Below are 23,001 nucleotides of genomic sequence, written 5' to 3'. Positions count from 1 at the left end.
CGCAATACCTCATGAAATCAATGCGCGTTCAGGGATCCTAAAGTAAAAAAATAGTTATCGATATCGCAGGAAAGGGGGTTCTCTATATGCAAATGATAATTATTATCTATAATGTCGCCACTTTTTATGACAGGGCAGCATCATGAGACTTTTGATTTTATTGGCCGCGCTGGCGCTCGGCGCCTGTAGCCAAACCCCGGTTTCCTCGCCAAAAAATACCCTTGATAGTTTGGGCAAAATTACGGATTTACGCAGTGGAGAAAGCCTGTCACCTGACCAGCTTCTGGCCCGTTTGGCCGCTCAACCCCGGGTCATCGTCGGCGAAAAACACGATAACCCCTATCACCATCAGATTGAACTGTGGCTGGTGCAAAACCTGCCACAGCAGCGTCCCCAGGGCAGCGTGCTGATGGAAATGATTAACCCGAATCAGCAAGACAAAGTTAATCAGGTGAAACAGTGGCTGCAGGGGGAGCCCAGCGTTCGTGACGGACGCGTAGCGGAGTTGATCGGCTGGCAGTCGGGGTGGAAATGGTCACTGTACGGCGATGTGGTCATGGCGGCGATGCGTGCACCCTATCCGCTGTGGTCGGCTAACCTGGATCGCGATGAAATCATGGCTTTTTATCAGCAGCCAAGTTTCCCGCAGGGCCAGCTGTCGGTGCGTCCGGTGGTGCAGAAAGCGCTGGAAGAAACCATCCGCACTTCGCACGGCGGCAAGATTGAACCTCAGCAATTGCATGCGATGCTGGCGATCCAACAGCAGCGCGACCGACGCATGGCTGAACGCTTGCTGGCCGCGCCCACTCCCGCGCTGTTGATTGCCGGTGGCTACCATGCAGCCAAATCCGTAGGAGTGCCACTGCACGTGCAGGATTTGCAACCGGCTGCGTTGCCAACGGTACTGATGCTGGCGGAACCCGGTGTGCAGGTCGATAAACAGGTGGCCGATTACCTGTGGATCACCCCGGCAGTAAAATGAATGTGTTAAGGCAGTGAAAAGGGCTGTTAATAATAATTACAAATGATTATCATTAGCAAATGTGATCTGCAATCATTCGCAATTAAGTAATCTAATGTCCCTATGCTAAGTCAGTCTTTCTCTTTTTCGGCCCCTGCGATGCCGCAACCGAGCTGGGCGCGCGGTTTTTTGTGCGCTATCGCGGCACATGTGGCGCTGGTGCTGTTGTTTTACTGGCCGCCACGGTCGCTGCCGCCGATGTCATTGCCGCCTCCGGCGGTGATGATGAGCTGGGCCGCGCAGATTGAAGCGCCGGAAAGCCCCAAACCCTTACCCTTAGGTATACAGCAGGCGCAATCCTCCGCGGCACAGCCGGCCGAACAGCAGGAACAACCCGATTTGCCGAAGTTGGCGCGGGCTGAAAACACCAAGATTGCCGTGGCTGAAAAAAAGCGAACTGAGCGGCGACCGCCGCAGAAAGCCCAGCCAAAGCCGGAGGAGCAGGCGAAAGAGACTAAACGTGCCGCCGCTTCCAGCGCCGCCGCACCGAAAGCGTTGAATATTGCCCAGCAGGCGGCGGCGCCGCTGAGCAGCGATTCTGCCAGTCAGCTGCAGGCCAAGCTGTCGTGGGAAAGCCAGGTAAAGGGGCAGTTGAATCGCATCAAGCGTTATCCGCCAGATGCGCAGCGCCGTCGCCGTAGCGGCATGCCGCAGGTGACCTTCACGGTGGATGCGCTGGGGCGGGTGTCTGATTTGAGATTGCAGGCGTCATCAGGCACCGCCTCGCTGGATCGGGAGGCGCTGTCGGTGGTGACTCGGGCGCAGCCCTTGCCGCAGCCACCGGTTGAGATGCTTCAGCAGGACAAGGTTCGGGTGACGATGCCGATTGATTTTAATCTGGCGGCGTTCAACGCCGTCCAATAGTTTATGCCGACGGCAGCGGCCTTTTGTTTGCTGAAACAAAAGAAGGCGTTGCCGATGTAAAACCATCGTGAGGGACTATGAAATATCCACTTTTGCCGGGCCGTTGTTGGCGTGCGGCAACCTCTGTCGTGATTTCATTAAGCTTAATGGGCCAGGCCGTTCAGGCGGCACCGCAGGCTCCCAGTGCGGAAATCATCCCGAAAAAATTGACCGCCCAGGGTGAAACCCGGATGGATGATTACTATTGGCTACGCGACGACAGCCGCCAGAATAAAAAGATGCTGGATTATTTGACGGCGGAAAACCATTACACCGAACAGATGATGCAGCCGTACAAAAAACTGCGCGATACGCTGTACCAGGAAATGCTGGGCCGCATGAGCCCGGAAGATCGCTCGGTGCCTTATCAACTGAACGGCTACCGCTATCAGGAAAGCTATGCGGTGGGCAAGGATTTTGCTTTGTACCAGCGTCAGGCTCTTACCGCCGATGCACCATGGCAAACCTTGCTGGATGCCAACCAGCGCGCGGCAGGGCAGGCTTACTACCGCGTCGGCGGCCTGGAGATCAGCCAGGACAATCAGCGTATGGCGATCGCCGAGGATTTCCAGGGGCGCAGGCAGTACCGTATTTCGTTGCGTAATGTCGACAGCGAGCAATGGGCACCGGAAGTGATTGAAAATACCTCTGGCGACATGGTGTGGGCCAACGATGGCAAGACGCTGTTTTATATTCGCAACCATCCGCAAACCCTGTTGCCGTATCAGGTTTATCGCCATCAGTTCGGCACGCCGGTCGCGGACGATAAACTGGTGTATCAGGAAAATGACGCGGCGTTTTATCTGAGCCTGGCCCATTCCTCCTCCCGCGACTACGTCATTATTACCGTCAGCGGCAACACTACCTCTGAGGCGCGGCTGATCGATGCCAACCAACCGCTGAAAGCGCCGGTGCTGTTTGCCGCTCGCAAGAACGGCCATGAATATTACCTCGACCATTATCGCGGCGAGTTCTATTTGCGCTCCAATCACCAAAGCCCGCATTTTGGTCTGTATCACACCGCAGCGCTGGATAAACCGTGGCAGACGTTGATTGCGCCGCAGGAAAAACGCGAGGTCGAAGGCTTCACCCTGTTCCGCGACTGGCTGGTGGTCAAAGAGCGCGGCGACGGCCTGGTGCAGCTACGGCAAATCAGTTGGGACGGCAAAACCCAGCGCAGCATTCCGTTCGATGACGCCAGCTACATGGCCTGGCTGGGCTATAACCCCGATCCGGACAATCAACACCTGCGCTACGGCTATTCGGCGATGACCACGCCGACCAGCACCTACGAATGGGATCTTGATAAAGGCACTCGTACCCTGTTGAAACAGCAGGAAGTTAAAGGGGTTGATCCCAGCCAGTACCACAGTGAACGGGTATGGATCAGCGCGCGTGACGGTGTGAAGGTGCCAGTCTCGCTGGTCTACAACCGTGCGATGTTCAAACCGGGACACAGTCCGCTGCTGGTGTACGGCTATGGTGCTTACGGCATGAGTATGGATCCGGCCTTCAGCGCCAACCGCATCAGTTTACTGGATCGCGGTTTTGTTTATGCGCTGATCCACGTGCGTGGCGGCGGTGAGCTGGGGCAGAACTGGTATCAACAGGGAAAACTGAGCCATAAACCCAACACCTTCAGTGACTTTATCGATGCCACCCAGGCACTGATAAAACAGGGGTACGGCCAACCGGGGCGTATCTACGCCATGGGCGGCAGCGCCGGGGGGTTGTTGATGGGCGCGGTGATCAATCAGGCGCCGCAGCTGTATAACGCGGTGGTGGCGCAGGTGCCTTTTGTGGATGTTTTGACCACCATGCTTGACGACAGCATTCCACTGACCGTCGGGGAATATGAAGAGTGGGGCAACCCTAATCAACCAGAAGCCTATGCGCTGATGAAGTCTTATAGCCCCTATGACAACGTGCGCAAGCAGGCGTACCCGAACCTGTTGGTGACCAGCGGCCTGTATGATTCGCAGGTGCAATATTGGGAACCGGCAAAATGGGTGGCCAAACTGCGTCGCTTTAAACAGGGGGATTCACTGCTGCTGCTGGCCACCGATATGACGGCCGGGCACGGCGGCAAATCGGGCCGTCTGACGCGGCTGGAAAATAGCGCCCTGGAATACAGCTTTATTTTGGCGGTGGATCAGAAAACGCGCAAATAACCCTTCTGGCCGCCGGGCAATAAACCCGGCAGCTTATTAAAATAATAAAAAATAAATACCCTATAGCTTTTAAATTGCAGCTAGGCGGCCAGCTCGCTCATCCCCAGGCGCTTACTTTAGTAAGTAACTGGGGTGAGCGAGTGCAGGTAACAACGCTGCAACTTGAAAGATGACGGGTATATTTACCGTCGATTTCGGTGGGCTTTATGCTGGGCATTGTCGGCCATAAAATCTTTTTGGTTATTTCTGGGGACCTATGAAAATTAAATTACTGGTAAGCCTGATCGGGGCGGGAATAGCGCTGATCGGGACGGCGACGGCTGCGCAGGATGGGGCGGACAATGGCAACGGCAAAGTGGTGTTTAGCCCGTTGAACGTTTCTGCCGCGACGGAAAGCGACCGTAGCGAAAAGGAGGCGTTGGAAAAACCCGGTGCCTTCAGCTCACGAGGGGAAAATAAGAACCTCGAATCGGTAGACAGCATTTTGCGCAGCATGCCGGGCACCTATACCCAAATCGATCCGGGCCAGGGATCGGTTAGCGTCAATATTCGCGGCATGAGCGGTTTTGGCCGGGTTAATACCATGGTGGATGGCATTACCCAGAACTACTACGGCAGTTCGCCGAGCGATGCAGCACACGGCGGTTTACCCACCAGCCAGTTTGGTGCACTGATCGATCCCAATTTTATCGTCGGTGTTGATGTAGCGCGTGGGAATGCAACAGGCTCCGCCGGAGTGAATGCTTTGGCAGGCAGCGCCAACTTCCGCACCCTGGGTGTGGATGACGTGGTGTTTTCGGATAATCCCTTTGGCGTGCGCACCAAATTTTCCGTCGGCAATAACGGCATCGGCCGCAGCGGCATGATTGCCGTGGGCGGGAAAACCAGCGCCTTTGGCGAAGGCGGCAGCCTGGGGGCAATGGCGGCCATCAGCGGCAGTTCCATCACGTCTAATTACAAGAACGGTTCGGGTTTTGACAGCGAAGAATTCAACGTTGATAAAACCTACCGACAGAACCCTAAATCCCAGTTATTCAAAGTCGATATTAAGCCAGACGCTTTTAATAGTATCGAACTGTCGGCCAGGACCTACCAGAATAAAATAACCCGCCGTCATATCGACAGTAATGACTTCTATATTAAATATCACTATGCGCCTTTCTCCGAGCTGATTGATTTTAACCTGACAGCCAGTACCAGCCGGGGTGAGCAGAATTTTATGTCTGATAATATGGCAGGGTTTAGCGACAGCAAGGCGAAAAATATCTCGGACGCGCTGGACGTCAATAACACCAGCCGTTTCAGCCTGCAGGAGGTCGATTTTGCCTTCAGCTATGGTGGCAAGCTGATTCGTAACGAATATAAGAAGCACGCTTCCGGGCTGGTGACCGATGATAACCAGGCCGAAAGTTCTCCGGTGGGGATCGCGGGTAAACAAAATATCGCCAGCCTTTACAGTGGGCTGCAGCTTAACTACGGCATCTGGCAGAGCAACTTTGATCTGAACTACAGCTCCTATGACATTTCCGGCTATAAACCGGCCTGTGATGATCGCGTGGCCTGCTTCCCGCAGGGGGCCAGCAATATCAATTTGAAAGAGCACGGTTTTAATCCGTCGGTGCTGTTGTCGGCGCAGGTGACGCCATGGTTGCAGCCGTTTGTCAGCTACAGCAAGTCGATGCGCGGGCCGAATATTCAGGAGGTGTTCTTCGCCAACAGCGGCGGGCAGTCGATGAACCCGTTCCTGAAGGGCGAAACCGCCGAAACCTACCAGGCCGGCTTCAACGCCAATGCTCATGACCTGCTGTTCAAGCAGGACAGCTTCCAACTGAAGGCGGTGTATTTTGAATCAAAGATCAAAAATTACATTTCCAGCCAGAGTTACATGGTGTGCAGCAATCGCCAGAAGTGCAACCGATCCCAGGCGACGCAGGAAGAGTGGGATAACGCCGATGTGAATGTCAGTATGACCATGTACAGCAATGCTTATGAGCCGGTCAGAACACGCGGGGTGGAAGTGGAGGCAATGTATGACGCCGGTTTTGCCTACACCAAACTCTCTCTGAGCAAAGAGCACACCAGCCAACCCACCAATCAGGCCAGCAATGTGTTTGGCGCGGGGGATGTCACCGAACTCCCGGAGATGTATTTCACGCTGGACAGCGGGGTGCGTCTGTTGGATGAAAAGCTGACGTTGGGCGGGCTGATAAAGTACACCGGCAAAGCGGTACGTCTTTCACCTGATTCGAACGTCGACGAAAATGAGCAATTGTTGAAAGAGCCTGCGCCGCATATCCCGACGATTATCGATCTGTACAGCACCTATCAGTTCAACCGTAATCTGCTGTTGAAATTCAGCGTGCAGAACCTGATGGACAAAGACTATTCCGATGCGTTGAACAAGATGAATTCCCTGCCATCGCAGTCTAGAGACTTCTCACCGACCAACACCGCCCGCGGCCGAACCTATATCTTCGGCGGGGAGGTGCGATTCTAAGTGGAGTACGGGCGCAATCACTGCGCCCGTTTAGATTGATGGCAAACACCCGAAAAACGGGGTTTTCGGATGTTTGGGGGAAACCTGAAGACATAATTCTTTGTTTTTATTAGCACTGAAAGCAGAACTTTTGACCGCAAAGGACTTTATCAGCAGCCTGACGGGCGCAATCACTGCGCCCGTTTTGCCTGCTGCAACCACTTGTCCAGCTCGTTGGCGAACTGCTGACGGTCGCGCTGGTTCAGCGTATTCGGGCCGCCGGTCTGGATACCGCTGGAGCGCAGGGTGTCCATAAAGTCGCGCATGTTCAGGCGTTCACGAATGGTGTCCGGCGTATAGCGTTCACCGCGAGGGTTCAGCGCCACCGCGCCTTTTTCGATCACTTCGGCGGCCAGCGGAATATCGGCGGTGATCACCAGATCGCCTTTCTCGCAGCGGCGCACGATTTCGTTATCCGCCACGTCAAAACCGGCCGCCACCTGCAGGGTGTGAATATGGCTGGAGGGCGGCGTCCTCAGCGGTTGGTTGGCGACCAGCGTTACCGACATGGCGGTACGATCCGCCGCGCGAAACAGCACTTCTTTGATCACGTTGGGACAGGCGTCCGCATCGACCCAAATCTGCATTATTCCGGCTCCTTCAACCAATCGCGCACCGGCAGGAAGTCACGGTACAACGCCGCTTCCGGGCTGTCTTCCGCCGGTTGATAATTGTATTCCCAGCGTACCAGCGGCGGCATCGACATCAGGATGGATTCGGTGCGCCCGCCGGTTTGCAGACCGAACAGCGTGCCGCGGTCCCAGACTAAATTGAACTCGACGTAACGACCACGACGATACAGCTGGAACTGACGTTCGTTATCGCCCCAACTCAGCGCCTTGCGTTTTTCCACGATCGGCAAATAAGCTTCGAGGAAGCCTTTGCCCACCGCCTGGGTAAACGCGAAACAGCTGGCGAAGTCGGGGGTGTTGAGATCGTCAAAGAACAGGCCGCCGATGCCGCGTGCTTCATTGCGGTGCTTGATAAAGAAATAGTCATCGCACCACTTTTTGTATTTGGGATACACCTGCTCGCCGAAGGGGGCGCACAGCTGCTCGGCGGTGCGGTGCCAGTGAATGGCATCTTCTTTAAAGCCGTAGAAGGGGGTCAGATCAAAGCCGCCGCCAAACCACCACACCGGCTCTTCGCCCGGCTTTTCCGCAATGAAGAAACGCACGTTGGCGTGGCTGGTCGGGATATAAGGGCTGCGCGGATGGATCACCAACGACACGCCCATCGCCTGGAAGCTGCGGCCGGCCAACTCGGGACGGTGCGCGGTAGCGGAGGCGGGCAGGGTGGCACCGGAGACGTGTGAGAAGTTGACGCCCGCTTGTTCGAACACCGCGCCGTCGGTCAATACCCGGCTGCGGCCACCGCCGCCTTCTTCCCGCGTCCAGCGGTCCTCGTTGAAAACGGCGCCGCCGTCGGCCTGAGCCAGCTGCGTGCAGATGCGGTCCTGCAGTGCCAGCAGGAAGGATTTTACTTCTGCGATGGTCGATAAACTCATACGGATTAATTCACAGCGTCTGACTGAACAAGCCGCAGAGTATACCTTTATTCACCGTGGCTGGCAGTATCAGCCGGGTTTTCGTTGGTGTGAATCGTAATAGCTGAAGAAACTGATCACGCCGTCGGCGATGGCGCGGGCGATTTTCTCGCGGAATGCGGTGGTGCCAAGCAGGCGTTCTTCCGCCGGATTGGTGATGAATGAGGTTTCGACCAGTACCGATGGAATCGACGGGGATTTCAGCACCGCGAATGCCGCTTGTTCGGTGCTGTTGCTGTGCAGGTGATGCACCGGACGGATCTGGCCGAGCACGTGGCGGCCGAGCGTCAGGCTGTTGTTGATGGTATCGGTTTGCACCAGGTCGAACAGCACCTGCTGCAGATAGTTGTCCTGGTTTTTGTATTTGCCGCCGGCCACGTCATCGGCGGCATTTTCGCGATTGGACAGATAACGCGCCATGGCGCTGCTGGCACCGCGATTGGACAGGGCAAACACTGAGGCGCCGGAGGCTTCCGGGCTGGTAAAGCCGTCGGCATGGATAGAGATAAACAGGTCGGCCTGATGCTGGTGGGCAATCTCTACCCGCTGAAACAGGGGGATAAATTCGTCTTCTTCCCGCGTCAGGCGCACTTCAACGTGTTCCTGCTCGTGCAGAATGCGACGCACGTGGTTGGCAATCTCCAGCACCACGTGTTTTTCCTGAGAACCTTCTCTGCCGACGGCGCCCGAATCGATACCGCCGTGACCGGGATCGATCATCACCAGCCTTTTGCTGCCGCTGGGTTTGGGGGCGGTTTTAGCGTGTTGTTTGCGCAGCATGCCGCCGGTTTCGGCCTGGGCCGTTTGGCTTTTGCTGCCGAGCAGCACCAGCGCCAGGCCTGAGAGCAGTAATTGGCGCCGCGTGGGGGAAACGGAGAGCGGTTTAAAATTGAGGAAGGGATTAACCTGCTTTTTCATAACGCTACGCTCCATCGACAAATTCTATTTTGCGACGTTATATCGTATTGATAATCATTAATCGACCGGATAACTATGTCCATTTATTACGCGGGTTACCGGGGATTTCTGCATTATTGGCCGGGGAAATCGCAGTTTGATATTGCGTAAGTGAATAATCCCGCGATAATCAGATAAACATCTTAATTAACAGCGGCGAACATCGATGGAAATTCGCGTATTTCGACAAGACGACTTTGAAGAAGTCATTACCCTGTGGGAGCGCTGCGATCTGCTGCGGCCGTGGAACGATCCCGAGATGGATATTGAGCGCAAACTGAATCACGATCCGGATCTGTTTCTGGTCGCGGAAGTGGGCGGGGAAGTCGTGGGATCGGTGATGGGGGGATACGACGGCCATCGTGGCTCGGCGTATTATCTCGGCGTGCATCCGGATTATCGCGGACGCGGTATCGCCAACGCGTTGATCAGCCGGTTAGAGAAAAAATTGATCGCACGCGGTTGCCCGAAGATCCAACTGATGGTGCGGGAAGATAACGACACGGTGATCGAGATGTACGAGAAACTCGGTTACGAGATCCAGAGCATCACCAGCCTGGGCAAGCGACTGATCGAAGATCAGGAATATTGAATGTTGTTTTGGGCGGTGAGACTTCACCGCCCAAACTGCGCGTTAAGGCAGTTTTTTGATGGTTTTCACATCGACTTCCACACTGCTCCAGTCCTTATCCACTTTCCCTTCCAACTGAACTTTATCTTTCGGGGTGATGGTCTGACCGTTCCAGCGTTTTCTGTCGATCTCCACCGTCAGGGTGCCGCTGGCGTCGCGGAAGGTATAGGTGTCGTCACCGACGCGTTGTTCAATGTTGCCTTGCAGCATCACCCAGGTGTCATCACTCATTGATTTGACCTTGTCTACGGTGGTCAACGCGGCGCTAGGGCCGGAGAATCCACCTTGCTGAGCGTTTTGGGTGTGCGTTTGCGGTGCCGCAGGATCGAGGAACCCGCCTTGCTGAGCCAGAACCGGTGCGCTGCACAGAGCAATTAATGCCGCCAGGGTATATTTTTTCATCTTAAGCTTCCTTATCTCAATCTAAAATTAAAGCCCTGCCAATCAGGACTGCTGGTTTGATGGGGTTAAGTAAAGCATGAAAATCTTAAGGGGTTCTTAAGCGCGCGCATTGAAAACAATAAACACGGCACCCATTTGAAAAGTCATCATGATATTGGCAAGGAATCGATGTTGAAGCCACTTCCATCCCGTTTTTCCCCCGACGATTACGATCAGCACGGTGCGTTGCGTTTGCCGCTGTGGTTTTGGGGCGTACTGATTTTACAGGCCCGTACCTGGATCCTGTTTGTGATGGCCGGGGTTTCGCGCCAGCAGGGGGAAGGCCTGCTGTCGCTGTTTTACCCGGACACCCAATGGTTCTGGTATGGCATCGTGCTGGGGTTGCCGGCGGCGTTGGCATTTTTGATTGCTCCGCGTCGTCACCAGTGGCCAAGGCTATGGCGTGCCTGGCGCTGGGTATTGATGGCTTCACTGCTGGCGGCGTTGGGCGGCTCGCTGTTTAGCCTGTGGCAGCAAGACGACAATCCTTCGGCGTTGGACATCGTGCTGGCGTTGCTTGATGCGTTGGCGCTGGCTTACCTGTCGTTGAGTGCGCGCCTTAAGGCTTGTTTCGTTGTACAGGATGAGGTGGGTTAATTGCCGCGCAGTGCGGCACTTTTCTCATTTTCCGCACTCCAAGCTCGCAACCGATGGCGATGCGTGGACAGTTGTGAGAGGCTGGCACGCAACAAAACGCCAAGTGCGGCAGGGCAGAGCAGGCTGTGCCCCGTCATTGATGTTAAGGAGCTAAAAATGAATGTTCGCCCACTGTTGTTAGGGCTTCCGCTGTTACTGACCGGCTGTTCGACGATGTCCAATTTCTCTTGGTCCAGCCTGTCGCCACTTAACTGGTTTGGCAGCAGCCTCGAAGTCAGCGCCAAGGGCGTTGGCGATCTCAACGCCGGTACCCCGATGTCGGAAAGCGCCATTAACGACGGGCTGAACGGCGATTACCGCCTGCGCGGTGGCATGGCCACCAGCCAGGGCAAGATAGTTTCCTACTATCAGGCGATGGACGGCAACGACGTGAAGCTGGTGATCACCGGGGAACCTAAAGGTCACGTGCAGCGCGTGGACGTGATGGACAGCAAAGTCGCGACCGAGTGGGGCAGCAAACTCGGCACGCCGTTCAGTGATCTGTACAGCAAGGCGTTCGGTGCCTGTAAACCGGCCGACGGCGACGATGCCGGCAAGGTCGAGTGCGTCGCGCAGCAGAGCAAGTACGTCACCTATATCTTCGACGGCAAGTGGGCCGGACCACAAGACATCATCCCACCGGATGACACGCTGAAAAGCTGGACGGTCAGCAAGATCATCTGGCACGCCAAGCCGCAATAAAACTTCCCCCCTGGGCGCCCGATCCGCGGCGCCCCTGGTTTATCTGGTTTCCATCCCCGCCGAACGTTAAATCACCGCTACCTTTGGGCGAGATTGCCCGGTTACGGGTAACCCTATTTTCTTTGCGCTGATGCAAGGCAATCCCGTTTTCATCGGGTATGATACTGCGCATTCGTAACAGGAAACCCATGGACAAACAGCTGCCTGTTACTCGATTTCGATTTGAGGATAACGATAATGACCCAGGTTCAGAGCGGTATTTTACTGGAACACTGCCGCTTCGCCATTTTTATGGAAGCCACCGTGCAGGGCGAATTCGCCGATTTACGTCAGGGCTGCAAGCAGTTCTGCCAGACGTTGACCGAGCTGCAACAGCAGTTTCCCGATGCGCATTTGGGCGCGGTGATCGCCTTTGGCTATGACGTCTGGCACGACCTGTCCAGCGGGCAGGGCGCTAAAGAGCTGAAGCCATTCACCCCGCTGGGCAAAGGGCTGGCCCCGGCCACCCAGCGCGATCTGCTGATCCACATCCAATCCCTGCGTCATGACGTTAACTTTACGCTGGCTCAGGCGGCGCTGGCAGCGTTCGGCAACGCCATCAAAATTGAAGAAGAGACCCACGGCTTCCGCTGGGTGGAAGAGCGCGATCTGAGCGGCTTTATCGACGGCACTGAAAATCCGCAGGGCGACAAACGTCCTGAAGTGGCGGTCATCGCCGAAGGTGAAGAAGACGCAGGCGGCAGCTATGTGCTGGTGCAGCGTTACGAACACAACCTGCGCCAGTGGCAGCGTTTCACCACCGAGCAGCAGGAGCAGATTATCGGCCGTACCAAGCACGACAGCGAAGAGTTGCCGCCGGAGCAGCGTCCGGAAACCTCGCATGTCAGCCGTGTCGATCTGAAAGAAGACGGCAAAGGCCTGAAGATCCTGCGTCAGAGCCTGCCTTACGGTACCGCCAGCGGTAAACACGGGCTGTTCTTCATCGCTTATTGCGCCCGCCTGCACAACATCGAAAAACAGCTGCTGAGCATGTTTGGCGATCTGGACGGCAAACGTGATGCGATGCTGCGTTTCAGCCGTGCGGTGACCGGCAGCTATTACTTTGCGCCTTCGCTGACGCGCCTGCTGTCGCTTTAACCTCTTCACCGGGGTCGGCCATGCCGACTCCGGATTAACTTCCTCCTCTGCCATGCCGCTCCGCCCCTGCCTTATAGCGTTTGATGCTTGAAAATCACTAAACGGTATATAAAAGCGTTACAGCTCCGCACCTAGTTATAAATACACTGGTCAACATCAGGGCGAAAGCCCGGCAGATTGATTCAGCTATAAGGTGCACAATGAAACAAACACGGGTTAAAAATTTCATGCTGAAAGGATGGTTGGCGGCGGCGCTGTTAGCCAGCGGTACCGTTTCGGCCGCTGAACTGCTGAACAGCTCCTATGACGTTTCCCGTGAATTGTTTACCGCGTTGAACCCGGGTTTTGAACAGCAGTGGAACCAGCAGCATCCGGGCGACAAGCTGACCATCAAACAATCTCACGCCGGCTCTTCCAAGCAGGCGCTGGCGATATTACAGGGGTTACGTGCCGACGTAGTGACCTACAACCAGGTGACCGACGTGCAGATCCTGCACGATCGCGGCCAACTGATCCCGGCGGACTGGCAGGCTCGTTTACCGAACAACAGCTCACCTTTCTATTCCACCATGGCTTTCCTGGTGCGCAAGGACAACCCAAAAGGCATCCATAGCTGGAACGATTTGGTGCGCGACGATGTGAAGCTGGTGTTCCCGAACCCGAAAACCTCCGGCAACGGCCGTTATACCTATCTGGCTGCCTGGGGAGCCGCCAACCAGGCTGACGGCAACGATCAGGCCAAAACCCGCGCCTTTATGACCCGTTTCCTGAAAAACGTGCTGGTGTTTGACACCGGCGGTCGCGGGGCGACCACCACTTTTGTGGAACGTGGCTTGGGTGACGTGCTGATCAGTTTTGAGTCGGAAGTGAACAATATCCGCAAGCAGTATGGCGAGGACAAGTATCAGGTGATCGTACCGCCGGTCGATATTCTGGCGGAGTTCCCGGTCGCCTGGGTCGACAAAAACGTGGAAAGAAACGGCACTGAACAGGCCGCCAAAGATTATTTGAATTACCTCTACAGCCCGGCTGCGCAGCAGGTGATCACCAGCTTCTACTATCGCGTGTATGACAAGCAGGCGATGGCGGCCGCGAAGGGCCAATTCCCACAGACCAAACTGTTCCGTGTAGAAGATCAGTTTGGTGGCTGGCCGCAGGTGATGAAGACGCATTTCTCTACCGGTGGCGAGTTGGATCAACTGTTAGCGGCAGGGCATAAGTAATGTTGTTGTCCAGCAAACGGGTTCTGCCTGGGTTTGGTCTCAGTCTGGGAAGCAGCCTGTTTTACACTTGCCTGATCCTGCTGCTGCCGCTCAGCGCACTGGTGATGCAACTGGCGCAGATGAGCCTGGCGCAATATTGGGAAGTGGTTTCCAACCCGCAGGTGGTTGCGGCCTATAAGGTCACGCTGCTGGCGGCGGGCGTCGCCAGCCTGTTTAACGCAGTGTTCGGCATGCTGATGGCCTGGATCCTGACTCGCTATCGTTTTCCGGGACGTACGCTGCTGGATGGCCTGATCGACCTGCCGTTTGCGCTGCCGACGGCGGTGGCCGGTTTGACGCTGGCGGGGCTGTTTTCCACCACCGGGTGGTATGGCCAATGGTTGGCGCATTTTGACATCAAGGTGACGTTCACCTGGCTCGGCATCGCGGTGGCGATGGCATTCACCAGTTTGCCCTTCGTGGTGCGTACCGTTCAGCCGGTGCTGGAAGAGCTGGGGCCCGAATATGAAGAGGCCGCAGAGACCCTGGGCGCGACCCGCTGGCAGAGCTTTCGCCGCGTGGTGATGCCGGAGCTGGCCCCGGCGCTGCTGGCCGGCACGGCCATTTCCTTTACCCGCAGCCTGGGTGAATTTGGCGCGGTGATTTTCATCGCCGGCAACATCGCCTGGAAGACGGAAGTGACCTCGCTGATGATTTTTGTTCGCCTGCAGGAGTTCGATTATCCGGCGGCCAGTGCGATTGCCTCGGTGATCCTGGCGGCTTCGCTGCTGTTGCTGTTCAGCATTAACGTTCTGCAAAGCCGCTTTGGCCGACGCATCGGGGGGCACTGATGGCGGATATCTCTGAGTTCAACGGCGTCGAACGCCCGCGCGTCAATTGGGGCAAGTGGACGCTGATCGGTATCGGCGTGCTGTTTTCGGTATTGCTGCTGGTGGTGCCGATCATTTCGATTTTCGCCGAAGCCTTTTCCAAAGGCGCCGGCGCGATGTGGAGCAATCTGGTCGATCGCGACATGTTGCACGCTATCTGGCTGACGGTACTGATTGCCCTGATTACCGTGCCGTTCAACCTGGTGTTCGGCACCTTGCTGGCCTGGTTGGTGACGCGGTTCACTTTCCCGGGCCGCCAGCTGCTGCTGACGCTGATCGACATTCCGTTTGCCGTGTCACCGGTGGTGGCGGGGCTGATTTACCTGCTGTTTTACGGCAGCAATGGCCTGCTGGGCGGTTGGCTGGACGCGCACAATATCCAGATCATGTTCTCCTGGCCGGGCATGGTGTTGGTAACCATTTTCGTGACCTGTCCGTTCGTGGTGCGTGAGCTGGTGCCGATGATGCTCAGCCAGGGTAGCCAGGAAGACGAGGCCGCCATTTTACTGGGCGCTTCCGGTTGGCAGATGTTCCGCCGGGTCACGTTGCCGAACATTCGCTGGGCGCTGTTGTACGGCGTGGTGCTGACCAATGCGCGCGCCATTGGCGAATTCGGCGCGGTCTCGGTGGTGTCCGGTTCTATTCGCGGCGAGACCTTTAGCCTGCCGCTGCAGGTCGAGTTATTGCAACAGGATTACAACACTGTTGGCTCCTTTACCGCCGCCGGGTTACTGACCCTGATGGCGATAGTGACCCTATTTTTGAAGAGTGGCCTGCAATGGCGTCTGGAACGTCAGAATGCACGTCTCGAGCGGGAGGAAAATCATGAGCATTGAGATTAACGGTATCAACAAGTTTTTCGGTCGTACCAAGGTATTGAACGATATCTCGCTCGATATTGCCTCCGGTGAGATGGTGGCGTTGTTGGGGCCGTCGGGCTCCGGCAAAACCACGCTGCTGCGTATTATCGCCGGGCTGGAAAGCCAGAGCGGCGGCAAGCTGGGCTTCCACGGTACCGACGTCAGCCATGTGCATGCCCGCGATCGCCGGGTGGGTTTCGTGTTCCAGCATTATGCGCTGTTCCGCCATATGACCGTGTTCGACAACATTGCCTTTGGCCTGAGCGTGCTGCCGCGTCGTGAACGTCCGAATGCCGCGGCAATCAAACAAAAAGTGACCCAACTGCTGGAGATGGTGCAGCTTGGCCATTTGGCTAACCGCTATCCGTCACAGCTTTCCGGCGGCCAGAAGCAACGCGTGGCTTTGGCTCGTGCACTGGCGGTAGAGCCGCAGATTTTGCTGCTGGACGAACCTTTCGGCGCGTTGGATGCGCAGGTGCGTAAAGAACTGCGCCGGTGGCTGCGACAGCTGCATGAAGAACTGAAGTTTACCAGCGTGTTCGTCACCCACGATCAGGAAGAGGCGATGGAAGTGGCCGACCGTATCGTGGTGATGAGCCAGGGCAATATTGAACAGGTAGGGTCGCCGGAAGAAATTGTCCGCGAACCGGCCAGCCGCTTTGTGCTGGAATTTATGGGCGAAGTGAACCGCCTGAGCGGAGAAATCCGTGGCTCGCAGCTGTTCGTCGGCGCGCACCAGTGGCCGCTGTCGTTCCAGCCGATGCATCAGGGCAAGGTGGATCTGTTCCTGCGGCCTTGGGAAATGGAAGTGGGCACCGAGAGCAGCGAACGCTGCCCGTTGCCGGTGCAGGTGCTGGAGATCAGTCCGCGTGGCCACTTCTGGCAGATGACCGTTCAGCCGATCGGTTGGCACCAGGAACCTATCAGCGTAGTGTTGCCCGACGGCAACGAGCCGCCGGTTCGCGGTGGCCGTTATTACGTCGGCAGCCTGAATGCGCGCCTGTACGCCGGCGATCGGTTGCTACAACCTGTTGCGTTAGCTAAAAGCGCCTGATAGTTTTTACCTCCCAACATCATTTTAAAGGCAACCCCGGGGTTGCCTTTTTACATTACGCACTTCAACACACAGGCAAAGAACGTGACAACGCTCGAACAATGCATCGGCAATACCCCGCTGGTAAAATTACAACGTCTGGCCACAGGGCTGGGCGGCGAGGTTTGGGTCAAACTGGAAGGCAATAATCCGGCGGGCTCGGTGAAGGATCGCGCCGCGCTGGCGATGATCCAGCAGGCGGAATTGCGCGGCGAGATAAAACCCGGTGACCGGCTGATTGAGGCCACCAGCGGCAATACCGGCATTGCATTGGCGATGATCGCGGCGTTGAAAGGTTACGCTTTGACGCTGCTGATGCCGGAAAACATGAGCCTGGAACGTCAGGCGGCGATGCGCGCCTACGGGGCCGAGCTGATCCTGGTCAGCCGGGAAGTGGGTATGGAAGGCGCGCGTGATCTGGCGTTGGACATGCAGAATCAGGGGCAAGGCAAGGTGCTGGATCAGTTTAACAATCTGGACAATCCTTACGCCCACTTCACCACCACCGGCCCGGAAATCTGGCAGCAGAGCCAGCAGCGGGTCACCCATTTTGTCTCCAGCATGGGCACCACCGGCACCATTACCGGCGTGGGTGGTTACCTGAAGAGCCAAAATCCGCAGGTGCAGATCATTGGCCTGCAACCGGCGGAAGGCAGCAATATTCCCGGTATTCGTCGCTGGGCACCGGCCTATCTGCCGGGTATCTTCCGCCCGGAGCTGGTGGATCAGGTGCTGGACATCGAGCAAACCGACGCCGAGCAGACCATGCGTCAGCTGGCGCAGCGCGAAGGCATTTTCTGCGGCGTCAGCTCCGGCGGTGCCGTGGCCGGTGCGCTGCGGATCGCGGCGTCGAATCCGGGCAGCGTTATTGTGGCGATCATCTGCGATCGCGGCGATCGTTACCTCTCCACCGGCGTTTTCGGCTGAGGGTTACTCCCTTTCCAACGCATGTATCGGATCCATCCCGGCAGCTCGTCTTGCCGGGAAGAAGCCAAAAATCACCCCGATCAGCGTCGAACAGATAAACGCGGCGACGATGGACTCGGTGGAATACACCATCGTGAAATTGTCGCTGAATTGGCCGAACACCACGCCGATCCCCAGCGACAGCAGAACCCCCAAAGTGCCGCCCAGCAGGCACACCAGCACTGCCTCAATCAAAAATTGTTGCATGATGTCGCTGGCGCGGGCACCGACCGCCATACGCACGCCGATTTCGCGGGTGCGTTCGGTGACCGACACCAACATGATATTCATCACCCCAATCCCGCCAACCACCAGGGAAATCAATGCGATCATCGACACCAGCAGCGTCAGGGTGGCGGTGGTTTTCTCAATGGTCTGGCGAATGCTGTCGGTATTCATCACAAAGAAGTCCTTGCCACCATGGCGCTGGCTCAGCAGACGGGTCACGCCGTCTTCGGCGCTGGTGAGATCGATATCGTCGTTAACCCGCACGGTGATGCTTTTCAGGTAGCTCTGGCCCAGCATGCGTTTCATTGCGGTGGTGTAGGGGATCCAGACGTTAAGGGTTTCGTCGCTGCCGAAGCCGCTCTGTTTTTTGGCGGCGACGCCGATAATGCGGCACGGCAGCGAGCCGAGCAGGATCACTTCGCCAAGCGGGTTGCCCCCCTGAGGAAACAGTTTGTTGCGGGTGTTTTCGTCAATCACCGCTTCCTGCATCAACTGGTCGACGCTTTGGCGGTTAAACGCCATGCCGCTGTCGATGCTGTAACCGCGCACCAGGAAATACTGCTCACCGACGCCATTGACCGTGCCGCTGACCGACTGATTGCCATAGCGGAAGGTGGTGCTGCTTGAAACGGTCGGCGTGACGCTGTGCACGTAGCCCTGCTGCGCCAGCGCATCGGCGTCGGTGGCCCGCAGCGTCTGCACTGCAGCAGAACGCATATCGCCGAAATCTTTGCCCGGATAGACCTCCAGCGTGCTGGTGCCCATGGCGTTGATGTTGGCCAGCACCTGCTGTTGAGAGCCCTTGCCCAGCGCCACCACCGACACCACCGAGGCGATGCCGATGATGATGCCGAGCATGGTCAGCAGGGTGCGCAGGCGTTGGGAGGCCATCGCCAGCAGTGCCATTTTGAATGCTTCGTACAGGCGATCTCGTTGGGATCGCCAGCGGTTGACGGCGCTATCCGGCGTTTTCGGCAGACGTGCGACGGTTTGGGTGGTTTTCTGCCGGTCGGCGATAATCTCGCCGTCGCTAAGTTCAATGATGCGCTGAGCATGTTCGGCAATCTGCATATCGTGAGTGACAATCACCACCGTGTGGCCGCGAGTGTGCAGGTCTTTCAGGATGCTCATCACTTCTTGCCCGCTGTGGCTGTCCAGTGCGCCAGTGGGTTCGTCCGCCAGAATCACCTCGCCGCCGTTCATCAAGGCGCGAGCGATACTGACGCGTTGCTGTTGGCCACCGGAGAGCTGACTGGGACGATAATTCAACCGTTGCGCCAGGCCGAGCCTTTGCAGCAGATCGGCGGCGCGTTGTCGACGTGCGCCGCGCGCATGGCCGGCATACACCGCCGGGACTTCCACGTTGCCTTGGGCGCTAAGATCTCCCAGCAGATGATAGCGCTGAAAGATAAAACCGAAATGTTCGCGGCGCAGTTCGGCCAGGCTGTCGCGATCCAGCTGAGAGGTACTGCGGCCGGCCACCTGATAATCCCCCTCGCTTGGGCGATCGAGACAGCCGAGAAGGTTCATCAAGGTTGATTTGCCGGAGCCGGAGGAGCCCACGATCGCCACCATTTCACCTTGGGCAATGGTGAGATTGATATTGTTCAGCACGGTGACGTTTTGTTCACCGGCCTGAAAACGGCGGCTGATGCCGCGCAGCTGCAGCAGAGGCGGTAGGTTCATCATCACATCCCCATCGGCGGTGGACCCATGCGCCGTGGGGTGCTTTGGGTCGCGGCATTGACCTGGCTGACAATCACTTTCTCGCCGGCCAATACGCCGCTGATGATCTGTGCGTCGACGTTGTTATTGATGCCGACCTTGACCGGACGGCGGGCGATATTGCCCTGGCTATCGACCACCTGTACCCACTCCCCCTGCAAGGCGGTAGCGGGGATCACCACGGCATTTTCCGCCTTGGCCAGCACGATATACACCTGCGCGGTCATTGAGATGCGGAGTGCCCCATCTGGGTTTGCCACATCGAACAGGCCGTTGTAGTAAATCGCGGTGCTGGAACTGGAAGTGCTGCTGGAACTGCTGGTGCTGGTCGAGGTGGTTTCGTCGTTGATCGAGTCCGGTGCCGGCTCTATGGCCCGCAGCTGGGTGCTGTATCGCTTGCCCGGTTCGCCGAGGATGGTGAAATAGACCGGCATGCCGGCTTTCACCTTGACCACGTCGGCTTCGGATATTTGCGCTTCGACAGTCATGGTAGCCAACTGGGCGACTTTAACGATGGTCGGCGCACTCTGTACTGCGTTCACCGTTTGGCCTTCCTCTACCGGTAACGCGACGATGGTGCCGTCGATCGGTGAGGTGATTTTGGTGTAACCGAGGTTTACCTGCGCGGTGTTGACCGCGATTTGCGCCTGAATAATCTGCGCATCCAGCGCGTTGATGTCGGCGCGGGTGGCTACCAGCGCGGCCTGGGCGCTGTCCAAATCAGCTTGCACACCGACGCCGCGCGCCACTATGGCCTGCTGGCGCTGATAAACCAGCTGATTGTTGCGCAGCGCCGCCATTTTGGACGCGCGCTGCGCCTGAACGTTTTTTAAGGCCGCTTCTGCATCCCTCAGGGCGTTCTGCTGGGTTAAGTCATCAATCTCAGCCACTCGCTGGCCTTTATGCACTTTGTCGCCCAGCGTCACGTACAGGGCCTTTATCTGGCCCGACACCTGAGCGCCCACGCTAACCTGCTTTTGCGCTTCTATCGTACCGTCCGCCAGCACCGTTTGTTCCAGGTCACGGGTTTGCGCTACCGCAGTGATATACCGCGGCGTTTCTGTAGCGTCGTGGGATCGGAAGTAGAGAAATAGGGCGATAGCAGCCACAATAACAGTGGGCACCCGATAGCGTTTAACGCGTTGAAACGATGGCATGACGATAAGCTTCCCTGACATAAAAGCGTGACGAAATTCTGTTGCACTAATTTAGCGCGCCGTCGACCGGGCTGCGGTTAAGTGGCCTTCAGGAATATGTAAGGATTGAGTAAAACCGGCTGCGAAGCAGGCAAATAGGCGTGAAAATGGCGAAAATCCGCGAAGGAGTAAGGCATGAAAATTTTATTGGTCGATGATGACCTCGAACTCGGCACCATGCTGAGTGAATACCTGACTGGCGAAGGGTTCAACGCCACGCTGGTGCTGACCGGCAAGGCGGGCGTGGAAGGTGCGTTATCAGGTGACTACACCGCGATGATCCTCGACATCATGCTGCCGGACATGAGCGGCATCGACGTATTGCGCGACGTGCGTAAAAAGAGTCGAATGCCAATCATTATGCTGACGGCAAAAGGCGACAATATCGATCGGGTTATCGGGTTGGAAATGGGCGCCGATGACTATATGCCCAAGCCATGCTACCCCCGTGAGCTGGTGGCGCGCCTGCGTGCGGTGCTGCGTCGTTTCGACGAGCGTCCGGAAGAAGTGGACGACGAAATTGCCATTAACTTCGGTGAGCTGACCCTCAATCCATCGACCCGCAGCAGCGAATGGCGCGGTAAACCTTTCGATCTGACCGCTTCCGAATTCAACTTGCTGGAGCTGTTGCTGCGCGCGCCCGAGCGGGTGGTATCGAAAGACGAGCTGTCGGAAAAAGGGTTAGGGCGCCCGCGCGAAGCCTATGACCGCAGTGTTGACGTTCATATCAGCAACATTCGCCAGAAGTTGGGGGCGTTGACGGATAACGCGCTCAGCATTGAAACGGTGCGCAGCATCGGCTACCGCATCCGATAATGGCCATGCGCGGAAGACTGTTCTGGAAAATCCTGCTCGGCTTCTGGCTGACGTTTATCATCATGACCCAGGCGCTGTGGGTCGCTTTTTCTTTGTATGGCGATCGCTATGAGCCGCCGGAAAATGCGATGGCCCGCCGGGCGGTCACGCTTCAACTGACATCGGCCGCCACGCAGTTGCGTAATGGCGGGATGCCGGCATTGAACGCCATGCTGAAAGACTGGCCGGATGGCGATCGGCGCTTGCTGTCCGTCACGCCAATGGCTCAGCCGCCTGCACCGGAGGAGCCGGTATTTGAAGGCCGTCGCAGGCTTAAAGAAGTCACTGCATGGGTGGCGGGAGAAGGGGGGGCTGGCTACCTGCTGAGTTACGACATGCGCGCGCTGCGGGAAGAATACAGCCCGAACCGGCGTCCGCACCTATTCAATATCCCTATGCCGATGCTTTGGGTCGGCGGGCTGGCGGGGTTGCTGTTCAGCACGGTGCTGGCCTGGAACCTGACCCGGCCGATGCGCAAGCTGCGCGACGGTTTTGACCGCGTAGCCCAGGGCGACTTATCGGTACGTTTGTTCCCGGCGATGCGCCGGCGGCATGATGAACTGTCTGAAGTGGCGCGTGATTTTGACAGCATGGCCGAGCGGCTGGAGCTGTTGGTCAGCGCCCGCGAGCAACTGCTGCACGATGTCTCGCACGAACTTCGTTCGCCGCTGGCCCGGTTGCAGTTGGCCATTGGCCTGGCACGGCAAAATGAAGGCAACGTCGAGAACTCGCTGCAACGCATTGAGCATGAAGCGGGGCGGCTGGACAAAATGATTGGCGAACTGCTGGCGCTGTCACGTGCCGAGAACAACAGTCTGCCGGATGAAGAGTACTTCGATCTGTACGGGCTGGTGGATGCGGTGGTGAGCGACGCGCGTTACGAAGCGCAGATCCCTGGCGTCGAGATCGTGCTGCAGGCCAGTTCGGACGTGGAGTATACCGTCAAGGGCAATGCCGAGCTGATGCGGCGCGCGGTGGATAATATCGTGCGTAACGCGTTACGTTTCTCCAGCCATGGTCAGCGGGTGACGGTGGTGTTGACGCGAATCGACCAACTGTTCCAAATAGAGGTCAGCGATCAGGGGCCTGGGGTGGAAGAGTCGAAGCTCTCCAGCATCTTTGATCCGTTCGTCAGGGTAAAATCGTCGATGTCGGGCAAGGGTTACGGGCTGGGACTGGCGATCACCCGCAAGGTGGTGCTGGCACACGGCGGGCAGGTTGAGGCACGCAACGGCGAACAGGAAGGTCTGGTGATTACCCTGCGCATTCCACGTTGGAATTGAGTAACGGCTCCCAGGGGCGCTG

General features: G+C 57.0%; 21 protein-coding genes. 15 read left to right on the top strand and 6 right to left on the bottom strand.

The features are described 5' to 3' along the window. Positions 1-142: 142 nt before the first annotated feature. The 4 genes from LQ945_RS06760 (at position 143) to LQ945_RS06745 (ending at position 6,592) form a co-directional block, all read left to right on the top strand. Complete coding sequence (locus tag LQ945_RS06760; protein ID WP_044552790.1) at positions 143-982, top strand: ChaN family lipoprotein; 840 nt, start codon at positions 143-145, stop codon at positions 980-982. A gap of 102 nt (positions 983-1,084) precedes the next feature. Further along, complete coding sequence (locus LQ945_RS06755) at positions 1,085-1,885, top strand: TonB family protein (protein ID WP_270102556.1); 801 nt, start codon at positions 1,085-1,087, stop codon at positions 1,883-1,885. Positions 1,886-1,962: 77 nt separating this feature from the next. Beyond that, positions 1,963-4,095 carry a S9 family peptidase gene (locus LQ945_RS06750; RefSeq protein ID WP_270102555.1) on the top strand — a complete coding sequence of 711 codons (2,133 nt, stop codon included), beginning with the start codon at positions 1,963-1,965 and terminating at the stop codon, positions 4,093-4,095. A 256-nt stretch (positions 4,096-4,351) separates the two neighbouring features. Further along, positions 4,352-6,592: a TonB-dependent receptor domain-containing protein gene (locus LQ945_RS06745; RefSeq protein WP_270102554.1), complete on the top strand. Its 2,241-nt coding sequence runs from the start codon at positions 4,352-4,354 to the stop codon at positions 6,590-6,592. A gap of 170 nt (positions 6,593-6,762) precedes the next feature. Here the strand turns inward: LQ945_RS06745 and LQ945_RS06740 are convergent, their stop codons facing one another. The 3 genes from LQ945_RS06740 to amiA all read right to left on the bottom strand — a co-directional run bounded on the left by LQ945_RS06740 (position 6,763) and on the right by amiA (position 9,095). Next, complete coding sequence (locus LQ945_RS06740) at positions 6,763-7,218, bottom strand: YaiI/YqxD family protein (RefSeq protein WP_270102553.1); 456 nt, start codon at positions 7,216-7,218, stop codon at positions 6,763-6,765. Beyond that, entirely contained in the window at positions 7,218-8,138 is a 921-nt protein-coding gene (gene hemF, locus LQ945_RS06735; RefSeq protein WP_269936172.1) for an oxygen-dependent coproporphyrinogen oxidase, read from the bottom strand. Before hemF ends, LQ945_RS06740 begins: the two co-directional genes overlap by 1 nt. Before the next feature lie 69 nt (positions 8,139-8,207). Beyond that, positions 8,208-9,095, bottom strand: a complete 888-nt coding sequence (gene amiA, locus LQ945_RS06730) for an N-acetylmuramoyl-L-alanine amidase AmiA (RefSeq protein WP_044552786.1) — start codon at positions 9,093-9,095, stop codon at positions 8,208-8,210. Between the two features lie 205 nt (positions 9,096-9,300). Here amiA and LQ945_RS06725 point away from each other — a divergent pair, with 205 nt between their 5' ends. Then, positions 9,301-9,726, top strand: coding sequence for a GNAT family acetyltransferase (locus LQ945_RS06725; RefSeq protein ID WP_020828005.1), 426 nt, complete (start codon positions 9,301-9,303; stop codon positions 9,724-9,726). A gap of 42 nt (positions 9,727-9,768) precedes the next feature. Here the strand turns inward: LQ945_RS06725 and LQ945_RS06720 are convergent, their stop codons facing one another. Beyond that, positions 9,769-10,167, bottom strand: coding sequence for a YgiW/YdeI family stress tolerance OB fold protein (locus LQ945_RS06720; RefSeq protein WP_044552785.1), 399 nt, complete (start codon positions 10,165-10,167; stop codon positions 9,769-9,771). 171 nt (positions 10,168-10,338) lie between these two features. Here LQ945_RS06720 and LQ945_RS06715 point away from each other — a divergent pair, with 171 nt between their 5' ends. From LQ945_RS06715 to cysM, 8 genes are all read left to right on the top strand, one after another. Next, positions 10,339-10,803, top strand: a complete 465-nt coding sequence (locus LQ945_RS06715; protein ID WP_262240886.1) for a DUF2919 domain-containing protein — start codon at positions 10,339-10,341, stop codon at positions 10,801-10,803. 156 nt (positions 10,804-10,959) lie between these two features. Then, positions 10,960-11,544 carry an RpoE-regulated lipoprotein gene (locus LQ945_RS06710; RefSeq protein ID WP_044552783.1) on the top strand — a complete coding sequence of 195 codons (585 nt, stop codon included), beginning with the start codon at positions 10,960-10,962 and terminating at the stop codon, positions 11,542-11,544. A gap of 237 nt (positions 11,545-11,781) precedes the next feature. Further along, complete coding sequence (locus LQ945_RS06705; protein WP_270102552.1) at positions 11,782-12,681, top strand: Dyp-type peroxidase; 900 nt, start codon at positions 11,782-11,784, stop codon at positions 12,679-12,681. Positions 12,682-12,881: 200 nt separating this feature from the next. After that, positions 12,882-13,904, top strand: a complete 1,023-nt coding sequence (locus LQ945_RS06700; protein ID WP_044552780.1) for a sulfate ABC transporter substrate-binding protein — start codon at positions 12,882-12,884, stop codon at positions 13,902-13,904. Continuing rightward, a complete protein-coding gene (gene cysT, locus LQ945_RS06695) occupies positions 13,904-14,734 on the top strand; it encodes a sulfate/thiosulfate ABC transporter permease CysT (RefSeq protein WP_020827999.1) in 831 nt (276 codons plus the stop codon). The genes LQ945_RS06700 and cysT overlap by 1 nt, the downstream gene beginning before the upstream one ends. Further along, on the top strand, positions 14,734-15,609 hold the full coding sequence (gene cysW / locus LQ945_RS06690) for a sulfate/thiosulfate ABC transporter permease CysW (protein ID WP_044552778.1): 876 nt from the start codon (positions 14,734-14,736) through the stop codon (positions 15,607-15,609). The genes cysT and cysW overlap by 1 nt, the downstream gene beginning before the upstream one ends. Next, complete coding sequence (gene cysA / locus LQ945_RS06685; RefSeq protein WP_044552777.1) at positions 15,599-16,687, top strand: sulfate/thiosulfate ABC transporter ATP-binding protein CysA; 1,089 nt, start codon at positions 15,599-15,601, stop codon at positions 16,685-16,687. Before cysW ends, cysA begins: the two co-directional genes overlap by 11 nt. 84 nt (positions 16,688-16,771) lie before the next feature. Next, a complete protein-coding gene (gene cysM, locus LQ945_RS06680) occupies positions 16,772-17,653 on the top strand; it encodes a cysteine synthase CysM (protein WP_182824438.1) in 882 nt (293 codons plus the stop codon). Between the two features lie 3 nt (positions 17,654-17,656). Here the strand turns inward: cysM and LQ945_RS06675 are convergent, their stop codons facing one another. After that, positions 17,657-19,606 carry a MacB family efflux pump subunit gene (locus LQ945_RS06675; RefSeq protein ID WP_270102966.1) on the bottom strand — a complete coding sequence of 650 codons (1,950 nt, stop codon included), beginning with the start codon at positions 19,604-19,606 and terminating at the stop codon, positions 17,657-17,659. Positions 19,607-19,608: 2 nt separating this feature from the next. Beyond that, on the bottom strand, positions 19,609-20,802 hold the full coding sequence (locus tag LQ945_RS06670; RefSeq protein ID WP_270102551.1) for an efflux RND transporter periplasmic adaptor subunit: 1,194 nt from the start codon (positions 20,800-20,802) through the stop codon (positions 19,609-19,611). A gap of 174 nt (positions 20,803-20,976) precedes the next feature. Here LQ945_RS06670 and LQ945_RS06665 point away from each other — a divergent pair, with 174 nt between their 5' ends. Further along, entirely contained in the window at positions 20,977-21,657 is a 681-nt protein-coding gene (locus LQ945_RS06665; RefSeq protein WP_020827993.1) for a response regulator transcription factor, read from the top strand. Positions 21,658-21,662: 5 nt separating this feature from the next. Then, positions 21,663-22,979 carry an ATP-binding protein gene (locus LQ945_RS06660; protein WP_270102550.1) on the top strand — a complete coding sequence of 439 codons (1,317 nt, stop codon included), beginning with the start codon at positions 21,663-21,665 and terminating at the stop codon, positions 22,977-22,979. Positions 22,980-23,001: the final 22 nt, after the last annotated feature.

It is taken from the genome of Serratia liquefaciens, from assembly GCF_027594825.1.
Taxonomy (GTDB): Bacteria; Pseudomonadota; Gammaproteobacteria; order Enterobacterales; family Enterobacteriaceae; genus Serratia; species Serratia liquefaciens_A.
This window is presented reverse-complemented; position numbering and strand designations above follow the sequence as displayed.

Bases quoted from the DNA above. Each gene is read 5' to 3' on its own strand.
- LQ945_RS06760 (WP_044552790.1), top strand. From the start codon at position 143: ATGAGACTTTTGATTTTATTGGCCGCGCTGGCGCTCGGCGCCTGTAGC.
- LQ945_RS06755 (WP_270102556.1), top strand. From the start codon at position 1,085: ATGCTAAGTCAGTCTTTCTCTTTTTCGGCCCCTGCGATGCCGCAACCG.
- LQ945_RS06750 (WP_270102555.1), top strand. From the start codon at position 1,963: ATGAAATATCCACTTTTGCCGGGCCGTTGTTGGCGTGCGGCAACCTCT.
- LQ945_RS06745 (WP_270102554.1), top strand. From the start codon at position 4,352: ATGAAAATTAAATTACTGGTAAGCCTGATCGGGGCGGGAATAGCGCTG.
- LQ945_RS06740 (WP_270102553.1), bottom strand. From the start codon at position 7,218: ATGCAGATTTGGGTCGATGCGGACGCCTGTCCCAACGTGATCAAAGAA.
- hemF (WP_269936172.1), bottom strand. From the start codon at position 8,138: ATGAGTTTATCGACCATCGCAGAAGTAAAATCCTTCCTGCTGGCACTG.
- amiA (WP_044552786.1), bottom strand. From the start codon at position 9,095: ATGAAAAAGCAGGTTAATCCCTTCCTCAATTTTAAACCGCTCTCCGTT.
- LQ945_RS06725 (WP_020828005.1), top strand. From the start codon at position 9,301: ATGGAAATTCGCGTATTTCGACAAGACGACTTTGAAGAAGTCATTACC.
- LQ945_RS06720 (WP_044552785.1), bottom strand. From the start codon at position 10,167: ATGAAAAAATATACCCTGGCGGCATTAATTGCTCTGTGCAGCGCACCG.
- LQ945_RS06710 (WP_044552783.1), top strand. From the start codon at position 10,960: ATGAATGTTCGCCCACTGTTGTTAGGGCTTCCGCTGTTACTGACCGGC.
- LQ945_RS06705 (WP_270102552.1), top strand. From the start codon at position 11,782: ATGACCCAGGTTCAGAGCGGTATTTTACTGGAACACTGCCGCTTCGCC.
- LQ945_RS06700 (WP_044552780.1), top strand. From the start codon at position 12,882: ATGAAACAAACACGGGTTAAAAATTTCATGCTGAAAGGATGGTTGGCG.
- cysT (WP_020827999.1), top strand. From the start codon at position 13,904: ATGTTGTTGTCCAGCAAACGGGTTCTGCCTGGGTTTGGTCTCAGTCTG.
- cysW (WP_044552778.1), top strand. From the start codon at position 14,734: ATGGCGGATATCTCTGAGTTCAACGGCGTCGAACGCCCGCGCGTCAAT.
- cysA (WP_044552777.1), top strand. From the start codon at position 15,599: ATGAGCATTGAGATTAACGGTATCAACAAGTTTTTCGGTCGTACCAAG.
- LQ945_RS06675 (WP_270102966.1), bottom strand. From the start codon at position 19,606: ATGAACCTACCGCCTCTGCTGCAGCTGCGCGGCATCAGCCGCCGTTTT.
- LQ945_RS06670 (WP_270102551.1), bottom strand. From the start codon at position 20,802: ATGCCATCGTTTCAACGCGTTAAACGCTATCGGGTGCCCACTGTTATT.
- LQ945_RS06665 (WP_020827993.1), top strand. From the start codon at position 20,977: ATGAAAATTTTATTGGTCGATGATGACCTCGAACTCGGCACCATGCTG.
- LQ945_RS06660 (WP_270102550.1), top strand. From the start codon at position 21,663: ATGCGCGGAAGACTGTTCTGGAAAATCCTGCTCGGCTTCTGGCTGACG.